Genomic DNA, 17,543 nt, shown 5'->3' with positions numbered 1-17,543 from the left:
CCTTCCAGCCTCTTAACTATTATATTTCCATAATAATTGGTAAAATCATCGGCTTACGTCTTGTTTTTTCATATAAAAACTGGTTTAGGGCTTCGCGCATTTTTAATTTTAAAGATGACCATTCAATCACTTTTTCTTCCATGCACTTCGCTAAAATCTCTTCAACCACTTTTCCTGCTTCTGTAAGTAACGCTTCCGATTCTCTCACGTATACAAACCCTCGAGAAATAATTTCTGGTCCTGCCACAACAGTACGCTGCTTTTTATTAATTGTAACCACCACTGTTAAAATTCCATCTTGTGAAAGCAGACGACGATCGCGCAAGACAATATTACCAATATCACCAACACCTAACCCATCTATTAACGTGTTCCCCGCATAGATGCGCCCTGAAGGCTGCATGCGCCCATCTTTATACTCAATTACATCACCTTTATCAAGCACAAAAATTTGATCATCACTTAAGCCTATTTCTTTTGCAATTTTTTCATGTGACTTTTGCATACGATATTCGCCGTTTACAGGGATTAAGTATTTAGGATTCATTAAGTTTAACATGAACTTTAGCTCTTCTTGACTGCCGTGTCCAGAAGCATGAACTTGCTTTTGACTATGAACGACGTTTGCTCCTAAACGGCTAACAATATCAATTACTTTAGCAAAGATTACTTCATGACCAGGAATTGGCGTTGCAGCAATTAACACCGTGTCATCTTTTTTCACTTGAATAAATTTATGAGATTGTTTGGCCATACGATGTAATGCTGCCATCGGCTCTCCCTGATGGCCTGTCGTTAATACAACCGTTTCATGCTCAGAAATATCACGAAGCTTTTGCACAGGCACAATTAAATCTTCAGGTATCGATAAATGGCCAAGCTCCACTGCAATTTCAATCGTTTTCATCATACTTTTCCCAACTACAACTAGCTTGCGATTGGTTTCATAAACAGCTTGAATTACTTGCTGAATTCGCTGGATGTTTGAGCTATATGTCGCTACAATAATGCGTCCTTTTGTATGATGGAAAAGCGAAGCAATTTCTTGACCAATTACAGCTTCAGAAGTTGTATAGCCTGGCTTTTCAGCATTGATACTATCAGATAGTAGGCATAACACCCCTTGTTCACCAATCATGGCCATTTTTCCGATATCAGGTTTTTTTGATAACCGATTTTGATCAAAAATAAAGTCTCCTGTATGTACGATTGCACCATGTGAAGTATGCAAACAAATGCCTACTGAGTCAGGGATGCTGTGGTTTGTTCGAAAAAATGAAACGCTTACGTTCTCAAACGAAAGGCGTGTTGACGAACTAATAACATTTAATAATGAGAAACCATTTGATCCAACTTCTTTCATTCTTTCTTTGACTAACGCAAGAGTAAATTCCGTTCCATATACGGGTACTTCAAGTTTTTTTAAAATAAATGGAATAGCACCAATTTGCTCTTCGTGACCATGCGTTAAGAAAATAGCTTTTACGCGTTCCTTATTTTCAATTAAATACGAAATATCTGGAATCACCATATCGATTCCAAGCATATCCCCGCCTGGAACCTTTGCTCCTGCATCTAGTACGTAGATATCATCGTTCAATTCAACGATATACATATTTTTACCAATTTCTCCTATGCCACCCAAAGCTGAAATTTTAATATTTTCTGTCTTTTTATTCAATTCTGTTTCCTCCCAAAATCATAGACCCGTCCATAATCTCATTTGTTTTCATTATAACTGATGACAGAATTGGAATACAAGAAATTTCATCCATGCTTTTCTAATGAGTAAAAAAGCCTCCTGCATTCTTTTATGAATGAGGAGGCTTTTTATTATAGTGAGTTAAGCATTTTTCGTAATGATTCACGCTCAGGTTCAGTTAAAGGTACAAGTGGTAGTCTTACAGATCCTACGTCTAACCCTTTAAACTGTAGAGCTGTTTTTACAGGTGTTGGACTTGGAGCAGAGAAAAGAGCTTTCATAACGGGCAATAATTTACCATGTACCTGAGCTGCTTCTTTTATCTTACCAGCTTCGAATGCTGATACCATAGCCTGCATCTCATTACCTAATACGTGTGATGCCACAGAGATAATACCATTACCACCAATTGATAATACTGGCAACGTTAAACCGTCATCGCCACTATAAAGTGCAAAGTCATCGGCAGTATTGTTAATGATAGCGGTCATTGCATCAAGATCTCCACTTGCATCTTTAATTGCTACCACGTTTGAAAGCTCTGACAAGCGTACAATTGTAGTAAGCTCCATGTTAATCACAGAGCGACCTGGAATATTATAAAGCATCACAGGAAGCTTTGTACTTTCTGCAATTGCTTTAAAATGCTGATATAAACCTTCTTGATTTGGTTTATTGTAATACGGCGCAACAATCATTACCGCATCTACACCAATTTCTTCAGCTTTTTTTGTTAGCTCAATCGATGCATACGTGTTGTTACTACCAGTTCCCGCTACTACTGGAACACGGCCTGCTACTACTTTTACTGAGTGTCTAAATAGAGCTAGCTTTTCTTCTGTGGACAACGTTGGTGATTCACCAGTTGTTCCAGCAATGATTAAAGAATCTGATCCATTCTCAATCAAATAGTTAATTAACTGTGTTGTTTTTTCAAAATCAATATTTCCCTTATGATCAAAAGGGGTTACCATAGCCGTTGCTACTTTACCAAAATCAATCATGTTTTCACTCCTTGACGTTCGATTATCTCCATTAGTAAACAACTCCATCAACAATATTCGATTGATGGAGTCTGTTTAATTTATTGAGTCACTTTTGATAAATCAAAAGCACTGTGAAGAGCATTGACTGCTTTCTTCAAGTCCTCTTCTTTTACAAGTACCCAAATTGTTGTATGACTATCAGCTGATTGTAAAATTTGAATTCCTTCGCTTGCAAGCGCCGTTACAATTTTAGCTGTTACGCCAGGCACACCAGCAATTCCTGCCCCTACGGTAGATACCTTAGCACAATTGCGAATAACAGAAGGCTCGTAACCGAGCTCTTGTAAAACCGCAATTGCTCTATCTGTTGATTCTTCAGTAACAGTGTACACAACACCTTTTGGTGAAATATTAATAAAGTCCACGCTAATCTTTTCCTGAGCCATCGCTTTAAATACTTCAGCTTGCGTGTCGTAATAACCGTCCTTACTAAATACCTTAATTTGCGTCACATTGGACACGTGAGCAATTCCTGTTACCAGACGCTCTTGTACATCGCTTCCACGCTGCTGAGCTGCACTATGGGACGTTACTAGTGTACCTTCAGAATCAGCATAGGTTGAACGTACGCGCATTGGTACTTTTGCCTGCATAGCAATTTCAACAGCTCTTGGATGAATCACCTTTGCACCTTGATATGCCATGTTACAAATTTCATTATATGTCACAACCGATAGCGGTCTTGCATCTTCAACAATGCGTGGATCTGCTGTCATTACACCTTCAACATCTGTAAAAATGTCAATGTATTCAGCTTGTAATGCAGCTCCTAAAGCAGACGCAGACGTGTCGCTGCCTCCTCGACCTAACGTTGTTGTATCTCCGCTTTCGTTTGCTCCTTGAAAGCCTGTTACTACTACGACATCATACTCTTCTAATTCTTCTATTATACGATCACATTTCATTTCAAGAATCTTGGCATTAGTAAAGTCACTATTCGTGATAAACCCAGCCTGAGCACCATTCAAAGCTGTAGCTTTTATGCCGTTTTCGTTTAATAAGTTAGTGAATACAACGGAAGAAATTAATTCTCCACAAGCCATTAACATATCTAACTCTCGTTTATTCACAGAAGCCTTATTGCCATTAACAAGTGATAATAGCGTATCTGTTGCATACGGCTCACCTTTACGCCCCATTGCAGATACAACTACCACTACTTTGTAACCTTCTTTTTGTGCATTTTTCAGATGATGAATAGCACGTTCTCTTCCTTGTTCATTACGAACGGAAGTTCCTCCAAATTTTTGGACGATGATTTTCATACTTACACCTCATTAATACTCTGAAACACGCTAGTTGCGCTTATTTTACTAAGCCAAGCTTAATAAGTGACTCTGCAATTTGTACAGAATTCCAAGCTGCACCTTTTAATAAGTTATCAGATACAATCCACATATGGAAGCCATTTGCATGATCTAAATCTTTACGGATACGACCAACGAATACTTCGCGCTTGCCTACGCAGTCTGCAGGCATTGGATATACTTGATTCTCTGGGTCATCTTGTAAAACGATACCAGGTGCATCAGCTAGTAATTTTTTCACATCAGCTACCGTTGCATCATTGTTTTCAATTTCAATATAAACTGACTCTGAATGTCCTGTAACAACCGGTAAGCGAACACAAGTAGCAGCTACTGGTAGTTCAGGCATGCTCATAATTTTTTTCGTTTCGTTAATCATTTTCATTTCTTCAAATGTAAAGCCATTATCTTGAAACTTATCAATTTGAGGGATAGCATTAAAAGCGATTTGGTAATGCTTTTTATCTCCACCAACTGGTAAGATTTCCGGTGTAAATTCTTTTTCGTCCAGGATTGCTTGTGCTTGTTCTTTTAATTCATTAATTGCTGCCGCACCCGCACCTGAAACAGCTTGATATGTCGATACAATTACTTTAGATAAACCATATTTTTCGCGCAGTGGTTGCAGTGCTGCTACCATTTGGATTGTTGAACAGTTTGGATTTGCAATGATTCCATTATGTGCTTTTAGTGCTTCTTCGTTTACTTCTGGCACAACTAAAGGTACATTTTCATCCATACGAAATGCGCTCGTATTATCAACTACGATTGCTCCACGCTTCACTGCTTCTGGCGCTAATGCCTTTGAAATGCTACCTCCTGCGCTAAATAAAGCAATATCTACTCCTTCAAAGCTTTCTGGCTTTGCTTCCTGAATGATTACCTCTTCTCCATTATAAGTTACTTTCTTACCCGCTGAACGAGCTGAAGATAGTAATGTTAATTTACCAATTGGAAAATTACGCTCTTGTAGAGTTTTTATCATTTGTTGCCCTACTGCACCTGTTGCTCCTACTACTGCTACATGTAATTCTCTTGTCATTTTAATACCGCCTCCAACAATTTTCAACTACTCAACATTTTTCTGCATATACTGACTATTTTAACATAATACCTTATTTTATTGCGCTAAAGAAGAGAAGATTTTAAAATCTTCTCTTCTTTTTTTACCTTTGACAGAAATATGTTCTTAAAATTACTTTATGATGCGGCGCGCTACTTTGTTTCTTAATCGCGAAAACGCTCCACGATAACAGGTTGAATTTGTTTCCCTTCCAATGCCGCATACACTGTATCAGAAAGCATCGGCATACGAGCTACCATTGAATTTGGTTTTGAAACGGGATCATCTTGACCAAATGGAATAAAGTAAATGTTTTTAGTTGACATGAGTCGCATTAAGTTTACACCATTTAGACCCAATGCGTCATTGGTTGAAATACCTAATACAACAGGCTTATTATTACGTAGCGTTGCTTTTGCAGCCATTAGAACGGGAGATTCAGTCATAGCATTCGCAAATTTACTCATTGTGTTTCCTGTAATAGGAGCAACTACCATACAATCTAATGGGATTTTCGGTCCTAAAGGTTCCGCTTTTACAATGGTATTGATGACAGAATTGCCGGTAACTTCTTCAATTTTTCGAATCCAATCTTCTCCATCTCCAAAGCGAGTATTTGTTGATTGAACAGTATAGGATACAACAGGCATTACTTCCGCTCCTAGGTTGACAAGCTTTTCAATTTCTGGCATTACTGCATCGTACGTACAGTGGGAACCCGTTAATCCAAAACCAATTCTTTTTCCTTTAAGTGACATTATTGTTTCTCCTCCCTTTGATCAGCAGCTTCTTTCAGTAACGTCACAATGACATTGGCAACGATTTGTCCTGCTGTTTTTGGTGCTACGATTCCAGGAAGTCCTGGTGCTAGAATCGCTTTAATTCCTCTTTTTTCAGCGTAGCGAAAATCTGTACCTCCAGGCTTTGATGCAAGATCCACCACAAGAGCATGAGTTGGAACATTTGCTAAGACACTGGATGTCAAAACTGGATATGGAATTGTATTAATACAAATATCACTATCCGTTATTTCTTGAGCTAAATCGTTTAAATGAAATGATTTTAAGCCCATTTCACTAATGCGTGCTAAATGCTCTGATTTACGCGCACCAACCTTTACATTTGCTCCTAAAGCAGCAAACGAGCGCGCCACACTCATTCCCACTCTTCCTAATCCAAGAACGGATATATTTGCTCCATGTATTGTAAAGTCTGTATGTTGAATAACCAGCATAATTGTTCCTTCAACTGTTGGAATTGAGTTGTAGATAGCAACATCATCCCGCTCAAATAGCTGGACGAGAGTTCGATTTGTCTTTTGAACAAGGTTATTTAAATAATCATTACTGATTCCTGAATAAATTGTACAATGTGCAGGAGTACTAGCTAAGATCTCTTCTGTTAAAATTACTTTCTCATTTGAAAAGATGGTATCGACTTGCCCTTCATGATTTGTACCTGGTACAGGCAAAATAATGGCATCGACATCGAAAAAATTCAGTTCATCAATTTGATATTTTGTCGCACCAGTAAAGCCGTGATCAAGCTGATCAAACCCTATAAGCGATGTTTTTGCATCTAATTGGATGAGCTTTCGTATGACCTCAAGCTGTCTTGCATCACCACCAATGACAGCTATGTGCAAATCCGTTAACATGTGTCTGTTCACCTTCTTTAATATTAAATAGAGACGTCTAGTTCTTTAAAATTATAGATATCATAGAATCATTCATTACCATTAGATACCTATTGCTTTTTCTTCAACATAATATGTAAACAAATGAAAATCTGTGAATCTTTCTCTGCATTGTATGACAAATATTCGCGTACAAAAAAAGCATGGCTACCAACAGCCATGCTTTTATACTATTCAATTGTTGTATTTTCGTATTGTTCTAAATTAACGATAACCATGTCCGTTCCTATCTTTTCAATATTAGACCATGGTACTCTGACATCGTTGCCTTGCTTACGGAAACCAAACCATTTCATAGAAGGAATTAATAGCGCTTTTATCTGGCCTTGCTCATTAAACTCTAAGTCCGTTTGTCCCAGGATCCCAAGACGTTCTGCCCGCTTTAAATCTACAATTTCTTTGCCGCTTAGTTCACTTAGCCTCATAAATCTCTCCCCCTTATAACTAGTTTATCAATGAACATAGTAAAAACATGACAAAAAAATGAAAAAACCTGGGACAAAACGAAATGTTTCTTTCTCAAAGGCTAACTTTGTCTTTACTAACGTAGTTAGGTTAATAATAACTAGTTCGTTCCATTGCGCTTTACTGACTTTCCTTTGGGAGGAACTTGAGCCTTTCTTGTAGTTACCGGGGGAGTCATGTGTCTTACACTTCATTCTATCGATTCTCTAAAATCAGTTTCCTAATCAACAAAAAAATCCGAACTATAAAAGAGTCGTTAACTCTTAATAGTTCGGATAGATTATTGACTGAACTACTCATGTTTCAGCCGCTTTCCAACTCTTATTTTTTACTCAACCCTTTTGGCATTTCACCGCTAGGGCTAATTAAAGATAGCGCAAAGTCATCTTTGAAAATAGAACGCGCCAATGAGTTGACACTGTCGATTGTCACCGTGTTAACTAACTCTAGAATTTCATCTAATGAGCGATGATGACCTAACATCAGTTCATTCTTTCCGTTACGACTCATACGACTATTTGTACTTTCTAGACTCAGCATTAAGTTTCCTTTTAGCTGTTCTTTACTGTTAGCAAGCTCTTTCGCCGTAATTCCCGTGTCCGTAAGCTCTGTAAGCGTATCTTGAATCGTATCATAAAGCACATCAAGCTGATTGCTACCTGTTCCACCGTAAATCGTCACAAGCCCACTATCACGATAGGAAGAATGATAAGAGAAGACCGAATAAGCTAAACCACGCTGCTCTCGTACCTCTTGAAACAAACGACTGCTCATGCTTCCTCCCAATACATTATTTAAAACAATTAGGCTATACACATCTTTTCCACCAATTGGAAGACCTTCGAATCCTAAGCATAAATGTGCCTGCTCTGTATCTTTTTTGCGGGCAATATGATTTGTATGAAAAGCTGGCTGTACATACTGATGGGCATCATATGATGAAGTGTATGTACCAAAATACTTTTCAACTTCTTTTATAAACGAATCATCTACGTTACCCGCTACTGAAATCACAACATTTTCAGGAATGTACATCTTTTCCATATAACTACGAAGCGAATCACCGTTAAACGTTTTTAACGTTTCTTCTGTTCCTAAGATTGGATAACCTAATGGATGATCCCCGTACACAGCTTTACCTAATAAGTCATGTACAATATCATCTGGCGTATCTTCATACATCTTAATCTCTTCGTATACTACATTTTTTTCTCGAGCTAACTCTTCTTCATCAAATGAAGAGTTAAAGAACATGTCTGCCAGCACATCAAGTGCTTGATTGGAATGTTCGTCTAATACTTTTGCATAGTAACAAGTATATTCCTTTGATGTAAAGGCATTAACTTGTCCTCCAATTTGATCAAAGCTCTCTGCGATGTCACGAGCAGAGCGCGTCTTGGTACCTTTAAAAAACATGTGCTCTAGAAAATGGGAGACACCATTAATTTCTGGGTGTTCACTTCGAGAACCTGTACCAATCCAAACACCAATTGCTACCGAACGAACCGTTGGAATGTTTTCCAAAACAATTCGCACACCATTTTTGCATGTATGTCGAGTAATCAAGCTAACTCCTCCTTTGTTACTTGCTTCATTTTAATGAGATACATTTATATGAAAAAATACGTTTGACATACGTTAATCTTTAAGATGAGTGACCACTCTTTCCTCATCAAGCAGCGTCGTTACCGTTGTAACATCTAACCCTTTTTTTTCAATATCAGTTAATAACTTATCCAACGAATTAGCCGTAGCCTCAGTAGGATGCATCAGCACGATGGCACCTGGATGGATTTTTTTCATTACGCGATTAATTAACACGTCTGTTGTCGGCTTTTGCCAATCAATCGTATCTACAGTCCACATAATTGTACTCATTTTTTGCTCTGAAGCTAACGTTACTACTTCTTTTCGAAAACTACCGCTTGGGGGCGCAAACCATTTTATTTTCTTACCAGTAGTAGCCGTAATTACTTCATTCGTTTTCTTTAATTGATCAATAATTTGCCCTGATGATAATGTAGCCATATTTGGATGAGAGTAGGAATGATTTCCAACTTCATGCCCCTCATCTACAATCATCTTTGCCAACTCAGGGTTATTTTTAACCCATCTTCCTTCTAAAAAAAACGTTGCTTTTGCATCGTGTTTCTTCAAGGTTTGAAGCATATCTGGCAAATATTCATTTCCCCAGGCCACATTTATCGTAAACGATACCATAGGCTTTTCAGGGTGTCCACGATAAATAGCTTCAGGTGGAAGATCATCCAAATGCACTTTCGGCTTTACTTGTTTATAAACAAGCTTGCCTTCATTAAATTTACCGCTTTTTTTCATATTCTCATAGGAAGCCTTTACATCTATAGCGATCCCATTGTAACCTGGTGTTTTCTTCCAAACAGGATCGATGACTGCGTTAGAAGGCTTTACATTATATTCCTTCGCTTTCTCGGCAATCTCTTGATACAGATCGTTTCTTTCTACACCAGCTTGCTCTACCGTTGTCTGAAATGCTTCTACATAATCGGTAGCAAACGGGTTATAAATTGATTTATATGTAATTGCAAGTAAAAATAAAAATGCAGTGAATTGAATGATTGAACGTTTCACTTATCCTTCCCCCTTCTCCATACAAAGTATGTAAAAAAGGGACAAGGTAGAACAGCGTCTTCAAGCCAATGTAATAAAACCCCCACATCAGTTAAACTGCGTGGGGGAATAACAAGGCAATTATTTTGTTTCTTTTGCTTTTGCCTGCTCTTCTTTTTCTTTTTGCTCTTTCAGAACTGCTTTTCTTGATAAGTTAACGCGACCTTGCTTATCGATTTCCATTACTTTCACAAGAATTTCATCGCCGATAGCAACAACGTCTTCTACTTTACCAATGCGTTCTTCAGCAAGCTCTGAAATATGAACAAGGCCATCTTTACCGCTGAAAATTTCAACAAATGCGCCAAACTTCTCGATACGTTTAACTTTACCTAGATACATTTGTCCTGCTTCAACTTCACGAACAAGATCTTCAATGATTTTCTTCGCTTTCAAGTTCATCTCTTGGTCAATGGATGAGATAAAGATTGTACCATCTTGTTCAATATCAATCTTAACGCCAGTCTCTTCAATGATCTTATTAATTTGTTTACCACTTGGTCCAATAACATCACGAATCTTATCTGGGTTAATTGCCATTGTTAAGATTTTCGGAGCGTACTGAGATAACTCTTCACGCGGTGTATTAATTGTAGAAATCATGTGATCTAAGATCTGCATGCGTCCTTTTTGTGCTTGTTGAAGAGCTTCCTCCAAAATTTCGCGAGATAAGCCATCAATTTTTATATCCATTTGTAACGCAGTAACACCTTTTGCTGTTCCCGCTACTTTAAAGTCCATATCACCTAAGTGATCTTCCATTCCTTGGATATCTGTTAAAATTGAATAATGTTCACCTGATTTAATCAGACCCATCGCAATACCGGCTACAGGAGCCTTAATTGGAACCCCAGCATCCATCATAGCAAGCGTACTTGCACAAATACTTGCTTGAGATGTTGAACCGTTTGATTCTAATACTTCTGATACAAGTCGAATTGTATATGGGAAGTCTTTTTCGGTTGGAATGACAGGCTCTAATGCGCGTTCACCAAGTGCTCCGTGACCAATTTCACGACGACCAGGTCCACGCATTGGTCTTGTTTCACCTACGCTGAAAGAAGGGAAATTATAGTGGTGCATAAAGCGTTTTGATTCTTCTACGCTTAAGCCATCTAGAATTTGCACATCTCCAAGCGCTCCTAATGTACAAATGCTAAGGGCTTGTGTTTGTCCACGTGTGAATAATCCAGAACCGTGTGTACGAGGCAATAAGCCAACCTCAGATGATAATGGGCGGATTTCGTCAATGCTTCGACCATCTGGGCGTACTTTTTCTTCTGTGATTAAGCGGCGCACTTCACTTTTAACAAGCTTAGATAAGATTTCGCTTACCTGACCCAGTACATCAGCTTCAACTTGTTGCTCTTCAAATTGCGCAATAACTGCTGCTTTTACTTCACTAATTGCTTCTTCACGAGCATGTTTTTCTTGGACTTGAACAGCTCGGTTCATGTCTGCTTCTGCAATTTCACGTACTTGTCTTTCTAAGTCTGCGTCTACTGTGTAAAGCTGCACTTCCATTTTCTCTTTACCAACAGCTGCAACAATTTCTTCTTGAAATTCAATTAACTTCTTAATTTGGTCATGCCCAAACATAATTGCTTCTAACATCACTTCTTCTGGTACTTCGTCCGCACCAGCTTCAACCATGTTAATAGCATCTTTTGTTCCAGCAACCGTTAAATGAATGTCGCTTTTCTCTTGGTCTTCTACACCCGGATTCACAACAAACTTACCGTCTACACGTCCAACGATAACGCCAGCAATCGGTCCTTCGAATGGAATATCAGAGATAGAAAGTGATAAAGAAGAACCAAACATAGCGGCTACTTCAGATGAGTAGTTTTGATCTACACTCATTACAACACTTACAACCTGTACTTCGTTACGGAATCCATCTGCAAATAGCGGACGAATTGGACGGTCAATTAAGCGGCTCGCTAAAATAGCTTTCTCGCTTGGACGGCCCTCACGCTTAATAAATCCACCTGGAATTTTACCAACTGCGTATAAGCGCTCTTCATAGTTAACTGTTAAAGGAAAAAAATCTACGTCTTTCGCTTGTTTTGAAGCTGTTGACGTGCTTAATACTACTGTGTCTCCATAACGAATTAGTGCTGCTCCGTTAGCTTGCTTAGCTAATTGACCAACTTCAACCTCTAGCCTTCTACCGGCTAGGTCCATGGAGAACACTCGTTTTTCTTGTTCCATATCGACGAGTACCCCTCTCTACATATAAAATATATGTATGTAAATAAATGTGATAGTTTTATTATAAACGAAATACTAAAAAACAATAGCTTTTTTCACATTATGTAACATCTTTTCAAAATATCTAAATGTACATACTAAAAAAGCGGGAATGCTCCCGCTTTCTTCTTATTATCGACGTAAACCAAGCTTGTTGATTAGATCACGATAACGAGTAACGTCTTTGTTACGAAGATAGTTAAGTAAGTTACGACGTCTACCTACCATTTTTAGAAGTCCACGACGAGAGTGGTGATCCTTCTTGTGAGTACGTAAATGATCGTTTAGATTGTTAATTTGCTCTGTTAGGACAGCGATTTGAACCTCTGGAGATCCAGTATCGTTCGCATGAGTTTTGTACTCATTAATAATTTCATTTTTACGCTCTTGTGTGATAGCCATCCTATTCACCTCCTTATTTATAAACCCCAGTTACCGAGCAGAACGTTGGTGAATCGTAATGCCAAGCAATGGTTGTTTTGCATACAAGTGTTATGTTACTACTTTCTTTTCAAAAAAGCAAGGAAATCTGCACTTTTTCTTTTAGTTTATTATACGTTTTTTGAAATACCTAAAAAGTATTGGTGTGCTTCTTCTTTATCTAATGAAATTTGTTTAATTAGCGCTTCAATTCCAGAAAACTTGCGTTCACTACGAATAAGCTTATGCCAACGAACTCTTACTTGCTCACCGTAAATTTGCTCATTAAATGATAGAAGATGCACTTCAATTGTGGGCTTTTTCAAGTCTTCATGAAATGTAGGCTTATACCCTACATTACATACACCTTGATACCATTGATTATTGAGTTCTAACTCCACTGCATATACGCCTGTTCTTGGCAATAGATAATCAGCAGCCAAGGAGATATTTGCCGTTGGAAACCCAATTTGTCTGCCTCTTTTTTCACCGTGAACGACCGTACCTTCTACTTCGTAATTACGTCCAAGCAAAAATTTCACTTTGTCCATTTCCCCATCAGCTAAGAATTGTCTAATTAACGTTGAACTTACTTTCTCTTCGTTTGTTGTTAGCTTATCTACGACCGTCTGCGTAAACTGTGAGCGAGAATGAAAAGGTAACGTTTCCATGGTTCCTTTACCTAGCTTACCGTATGAATAATCAAATCCTGCTACAACATGCTCTACGTTTAAACCGATAATATACTGATCCACAAACTCTTGTGGTAGTAAAGATGCAAATGCTCGATCAAAATGTACTATATATAAAAAGTCAATTCCTAGCTTTTTCATGAGTCGCTTTTTTTCTTCTAAAGGTGTAATCATATCAACGTGCTGAACGTTTTTCCCAAGAATGACGGATGGATGAGGTGTAAAAGTCATCACTGCGCTCGCTATGTTTTTTTCATTAGCGATTTGTTTTGCCGTTTTAATCACTTGCTGGTGCCCCAAATGTACACCATCAAAAAATCCAAGAGCTAAAACAGAGCGCTGTACAGCCTCTCGTCCTAAATGATGTGGATGTCGAATCTCTATCGTTTCCAAAACGTACTTCACCTTTTCCTTAACCAATTCAGTCGATTGCTAAGACTTTTACCGGTTTAATTAAATGTTTTTTTGTGGGATGCTGCGCATAAATTGCCATGCATTTTCCAGTTGAATCCACCATTAGAAATTGTCCTTCGAGTAAAGATTCGTCTTCTGGACATGGTAATACCGCACCATTTCTCACTTTCTCTGCTAATGTATCATTTATTTTGAATTTCGGCAAATGAAAGAGCGCACGCTCAATAGGGTGTAAAAGCGACTGAATTGTTCCTTCTTCTACTGCTTGTTCAATCTGTTCAAATGTTAAGCAATCTGTTAATGAAAACTGACCTGATCCTGTTCTTTTTAAATAAGACATATGAGACGGATAACCAAGTTTCTCACCAATCATAACAGCAAGAGTTCTAACATACGTTCCTTTACTACACGTGACTCGAAATCGAAATGAAATGTTTTCACCCGTAAATATATCTCGCTCATCAAGAAGTTCAAACTGATAAATTTGAATAGTACGCGCAGGCCTTTCAATTTCAATTCCTTGTCTTGCGTATTCGTATAGCTTTTTACCGTTAATTTTCACAGCTGAATACATAGGGGGAACTTGTTCAATTGTCCCCGTTAGAGACTTAAGAACTGTTTCAATTTGAGCACGCGTAAACGTTTCATTTATTTCTCTTCTTTCTACAACATCACCAGATGAGTCTTCCGTTGTGGTAGAAAAACCGATTGTTACTTCCCCTTCATACGTTTTTGTTGCACCTGTTAAATATTCTACAATTTTGGTTGCACGACCGATACAGATGGGCAGTACACCTGTTACATCCGGATCAAGCGTACCCGTATGACCTACTTTTTTTGTTCTTAATAGCTTTCTAACTTTAAAAACACAATCATGAGACGTCATCCCCGCTGGCTTATTTAAAACTAAAACACCATCCAACTTACTCAACTCCTTTTCCTCCATAAAAAAGGTGCCTCAAAAAGCACATGTACTTGTTGAGACACCCTTTATCATGCTCATTTGAGCAGTTTGTTTAATCATCCATTAACTATGGTCTTGCTCATCGTTGCTTTCTTTTTTAATTTCATGAAGCAATGACTCAATGCGATTACCATAATCAATCGACTCATCAAATTCAAATGTAATTTCAGGTGTTTTACGTAAGCGAATGCGCTGACCAATTTCTGAACGAATAAAGCCTTTTGCTTTCGCAAGACCTTTTAACGTATTCTCACGCTGATCAGCATCCCCTAGTACAGAGATATATACTTTTGCTTGCTGCAAATCGCCTGAAACTTGAACGTCCGTAACCGTTACAAAGCCGATGCGAGGATCTTTAATTTTTCGATTTAAAATCTCGCCTAGCTCTTTTTTCATTTGTTCACCGACTCTAGTTGCTCTAATTTTCATACTGTGTCACCCCTTTTATACCACTTCAACAGGCTGACTGTTATTAGATCAGCCTGAAAAATCTGATTGGTTCAAACACTTCATTAGCAGAAAGTTTTTCTACTTATAATCGGTATTATAACCAATCAAAGGTTGTAATAGTGCGCTCGATTTCTGGAAAAGAATCAATTAGAGCAATTGCTTTTTGTAATTCTTGTTCCGTTGCGACGCGACTAGACGAAACTGCAACTATGCTAATTTTTGTGCGCTGCCACACATCTTGAAAATCCGTTTCGGATACCGATACATTGTACTTTTGTTTTAAGCGCATTATAATCCGCTGTAAAACAGCTCGCTTATCCTTGAGTGAGGCTGCGTTATAAATTAGACATTCACATTCCACTAATCCAATCACTTAGGATCGATTTGCTCCATTACGTATGCTTCAATAACATCGCCTTCTTTAATATCATTGAAGTTTTTAATTGTAATCCCACACTCGTAGCCTTGAGCTACTTCTTTTGCATCATCTTTGTATCGTTTTAGAGCATCAACTTCACCTTCAAAGATAACGATACCATCACGAATTAAACGGATGCTGCTGTGGCGCGTAATCTTACCTTCTGTTACGTAACCACCCGCGATTGTACCAATTTTAGATACTTTGAACGTTTGACGAACTTCAACTTGACCAATAACTTTTTCTTCAAACTCAGGATCAAGCATTCCTTTCATCGCTGATTCAATCTCTTCAATTACTTTATAGATAATACGGTGTAGACGAATATCTACTTTTTCAGCTTCTGCCGTGCGTTTTGCACCTGCATCTGGACGTACGTTAAATCCAATTACAATTGCATTAGAAGCTGTTGCTAAGATGATATCAGATTCTGTAATTGCCCCTACGCCAGTGTGAATGATGCGTACGTTTACGCCTTCAACGTCAATCTTTTGTAAAGATGCTGCTAGAGCTTCAACAGAACCTTGTACGTCAGCTTTTACGATTAAGTTTAAGTCCTTCATTTCACCTTGCTTGATTTGCTCAAATAAATCATCCAAGCTTACACGCGTTTTCTCACCACGCTGTTGTTCAAGCTGCTTTTGAGCACGTAGCTCACCGATTTGACGAGCTGTTTTTTCATCTTCAAACACCATGAAACGGTCACCAGCTAAAGGTACATCGTTTAGACCTGTGATCTCAACTGGAGTTGAAGGACCAACCTCTTTCACGCGACGACCGATATCGTTTACCATTGCACGAACACGACCAAACGTATTTCCGACAACGATTGGATCTCCAACTTTTAATGTTCCATTTTGAACAAGCAAAGTAGCTACTGAACCGCGGCCTTTATCAAGCTGTGCTTCGACAACTGTTCCAACAGCACGACGATTTGGGTTTGCTTTTAATTCTTCTACTTCACTTACTAATAGGATCATCTCAAGAAGCTGGTCAATACCTTCTCCTGATAGAGCAGATAGCTTACAGAAGATTGTATCTCCACCCCATTCTTCCGCTACTAGTCCGTGTTCCATTAACTCTTGCATCACGCGGTCTGGGTTTGCTGCTTCTTTATCCATTTTATTAACAGCTACAATAATTGGTACCTCAGCAGCTTTTGCATGGTTAATCGCTTCAATTGTTTGTGGCATTACACCATCATCAGCTGCGACAACAAGAATTGTAATATCTGTTACTTTTGCTCCACGCGCACGCATTGTTGTAAACGCGGCGTGTCCTGGTGTATCTAAGAACGTAATCTTCTTCTCTTCTACCACAACTTGATAAGCACCGATATGCTGTGTGATTCCACCAGCTTCTCCTGCAGTTACCTTTGTGTTACGGATTGAATCTAATAGCGTTGTTTTACCATGGTCTACGTGACCCATAATTGTAACAACTGGTGGGCGAATTTGAAGATCTTTCTCATCGTCAATGATTTCCATTGCTTCAAAGTCAGTTGCGTCTATCACAACTTCTTCTTCAACTTCTACGCCATACTCGCCAGCGATTAGTTCAATTGCTTCTTTTTCAAGTTCTTGGTTGATTGTTGCCATAACGCCAACCATGAACAGCTTTTTAATAATCTCTGAAGGCTCTTTGCCTAACTCTTTTGCTAGTTCAGAAACTGTTAAGCTTTCAGAGTATGTGATTTTTTCAGGAAGTTCTTTTGTTTGTGCTGGTGCAGGTCTTCCTTTTCCTCCCTGAGGCTTTCTATTGCCTTTTCCACCTTTATTGGCAGCAGGTTTTGCTGGCTTTTTGTTACCTTTTTTATCATTGTTATTTGGTTTTGAATTATTATTTAGTGCTGCATCTAGTTTTTTCACATGCTCATCCTCTAACGTTGTCATGTGGTTAGACACTTCAACATTCATTTCTTTTAATTTTTCTATAACGTCTTTGCTTGAAATATTGTATTGTTTTGCATATTCATGTACGCGAACTTTACTCAATATTTTCACC

General features: G+C 38.4%; 16 protein-coding genes. All 16 read right to left on the bottom strand.

Annotated elements, in window-relative coordinates; genetic code table 11:
* Positions 1–19 precede the first annotated feature (19 nt).
* Positions 20–1,681 (bottom strand): ribonuclease J, encoded by a 1,662-nt coding sequence (locus V2145_RS04105; RefSeq protein ID WP_094912539.1) that lies wholly within the window; start codon positions 1,679–1,681, stop codon positions 20–22.
* Positions 1,682–1,833: 152 nt separating this feature from the next.
* Positions 1,834–2,706 (bottom strand): 4-hydroxy-tetrahydrodipicolinate synthase, encoded by an 873-nt coding sequence (dapA, locus tag V2145_RS04100; RefSeq protein WP_094912540.1) that lies wholly within the window; start codon positions 2,704–2,706, stop codon positions 1,834–1,836.
* A gap of 80 nt (positions 2,707–2,786) precedes the next feature.
* Complete coding sequence (gene dapG, locus V2145_RS04095; protein ID WP_094912541.1) at positions 2,787–4,013, bottom strand: aspartate kinase; 1,227 nt, start codon at positions 4,011–4,013, stop codon at positions 2,787–2,789.
* Positions 4,014–4,053: 40 nt separating this feature from the next.
* Positions 4,054–5,097, bottom strand: coding sequence for an aspartate-semialdehyde dehydrogenase (gene asd / locus V2145_RS04090; protein WP_094912542.1), 1,044 nt, complete (start codon positions 5,095–5,097; stop codon positions 4,054–4,056).
* 185 nt (positions 5,098–5,282) lie between these two features.
* On the bottom strand, positions 5,283–5,876 hold the full coding sequence (locus V2145_RS04085) for a dipicolinate synthase subunit B (RefSeq protein WP_094912543.1): 594 nt from the start codon (positions 5,874–5,876) through the stop codon (positions 5,283–5,285).
* On the bottom strand, positions 5,876–6,775 hold the full coding sequence (gene dpaA, locus V2145_RS04080) for a dipicolinic acid synthetase subunit A (RefSeq protein WP_094912544.1): 900 nt from the start codon (positions 6,773–6,775) through the stop codon (positions 5,876–5,878). The genes V2145_RS04085 and dpaA overlap by 1 nt, the downstream gene beginning before the upstream one ends.
* Before the next feature lie 209 nt (positions 6,776–6,984).
* Positions 6,985–7,239 carry a YlmC/YmxH family sporulation protein gene (locus V2145_RS04075; RefSeq protein ID WP_094912545.1) on the bottom strand — a complete coding sequence of 85 codons (255 nt, stop codon included), beginning with the start codon at positions 7,237–7,239 and terminating at the stop codon, positions 6,985–6,987.
* A gap of 361 nt (positions 7,240–7,600) precedes the next feature.
* A complete protein-coding gene (locus V2145_RS04070; protein ID WP_094912546.1) occupies positions 7,601–8,845 on the bottom strand; it encodes a M16 family metallopeptidase in 1,245 nt (414 codons plus the stop codon).
* Between the two features lie 72 nt (positions 8,846–8,917).
* A complete protein-coding gene (locus V2145_RS04065; RefSeq protein WP_311856923.1) occupies positions 8,918–9,889 on the bottom strand; it encodes a polysaccharide deacetylase family protein in 972 nt (323 codons plus the stop codon).
* 120 nt (positions 9,890–10,009) lie between these two features.
* Complete coding sequence (pnp, locus tag V2145_RS04060) at positions 10,010–12,142, bottom strand: polyribonucleotide nucleotidyltransferase (RefSeq protein WP_094912548.1); 2,133 nt, start codon at positions 12,140–12,142, stop codon at positions 10,010–10,012.
* A 171-nt stretch (positions 12,143–12,313) separates the two neighbouring features.
* The gene (gene rpsO, locus V2145_RS04055; protein WP_025908938.1) at positions 12,314–12,583 is read right to left on the bottom strand and encodes a 30S ribosomal protein S15; all 270 of its coding nucleotides are present in this window, start codon (positions 12,581–12,583) and stop codon (positions 12,314–12,316) included.
* Positions 12,584–12,732: 149 nt separating this feature from the next.
* Positions 12,733–13,686, bottom strand: a complete 954-nt coding sequence (gene ribF / locus V2145_RS04050) for a bifunctional riboflavin kinase/FAD synthetase (protein ID WP_094912549.1) — start codon at positions 13,684–13,686, stop codon at positions 12,733–12,735.
* A 28-nt stretch (positions 13,687–13,714) separates the two neighbouring features.
* Positions 13,715–14,629, bottom strand: coding sequence for a tRNA pseudouridine(55) synthase TruB (gene truB / locus V2145_RS04045; RefSeq protein WP_131888496.1), 915 nt, complete (start codon positions 14,627–14,629; stop codon positions 13,715–13,717).
* Positions 14,630–14,734: 105 nt separating this feature from the next.
* Positions 14,735–15,100: a 30S ribosome-binding factor RbfA gene (gene rbfA / locus V2145_RS04040; RefSeq protein WP_094912550.1), complete on the bottom strand. Its 366-nt coding sequence runs from the start codon at positions 15,098–15,100 to the stop codon at positions 14,735–14,737.
* A gap of 115 nt (positions 15,101–15,215) precedes the next feature.
* Complete coding sequence (locus V2145_RS04035) at positions 15,216–15,494, bottom strand: DUF503 domain-containing protein (protein ID WP_094912551.1); 279 nt, start codon at positions 15,492–15,494, stop codon at positions 15,216–15,218.
* Positions 15,491–17,533: a translation initiation factor IF-2 gene (gene infB, locus V2145_RS04030; RefSeq protein WP_330987341.1), complete on the bottom strand. Its 2,043-nt coding sequence runs from the start codon at positions 17,531–17,533 to the stop codon at positions 15,491–15,493. The genes V2145_RS04035 and infB overlap by 4 nt, the downstream gene beginning before the upstream one ends.
* Positions 17,534–17,543 lie beyond the last annotated feature (10 nt).

The sequence above is a fragment of the Priestia sp. GS2 genome (genome assembly GCF_036409025.1).
GTDB lineage: Bacteria > Bacillota > Bacilli > Bacillales > Bacillaceae_H > Priestia > Priestia aryabhattai_A.
This window is presented reverse-complemented; position numbering and strand designations above follow the sequence as displayed.

Bases quoted from the DNA above. Each gene is read 5' to 3' on its own strand.
- pnp (WP_094912548.1), bottom strand. From the start codon at position 12,142: ATGGAACAAGAAAAACGAGTGTTCTCCATGGACCTAGCCGGTAGAAGG.
- rpsO (WP_025908938.1), bottom strand. From the start codon at position 12,583: ATGGCTATCACACAAGAGCGTAAAAATGAAATTATTAATGAGTACAAA.
- V2145_RS04085 (WP_094912543.1), bottom strand. From the start codon at position 5,876: ATGTCACTTAAAGGAAAAAGAATTGGTTTTGGATTAACGGGTTCCCAC.
- dpaA (WP_094912544.1), bottom strand. From the start codon at position 6,775: ATGTTAACGGATTTGCACATAGCTGTCATTGGTGGTGATGCAAGACAG.
- dapA (WP_094912540.1), bottom strand. From the start codon at position 2,706: ATGATTGATTTTGGTAAAGTAGCAACGGCTATGGTAACCCCTTTTGAT.
- dapG (WP_094912541.1), bottom strand. From the start codon at position 4,013: ATGAAAATCATCGTCCAAAAATTTGGAGGAACTTCCGTTCGTAATGAA.
- asd (WP_094912542.1), bottom strand. From the start codon at position 5,097: ATGACAAGAGAATTACATGTAGCAGTAGTAGGAGCAACAGGTGCAGTA.
- V2145_RS04075 (WP_094912545.1), bottom strand. From the start codon at position 7,239: ATGAGGCTAAGTGAACTAAGCGGCAAAGAAATTGTAGATTTAAAGCGG.
- rbfA (WP_094912550.1), bottom strand. From the start codon at position 15,100: ATGAAAATTAGAGCAACTAGAGTCGGTGAACAAATGAAAAAAGAGCTA.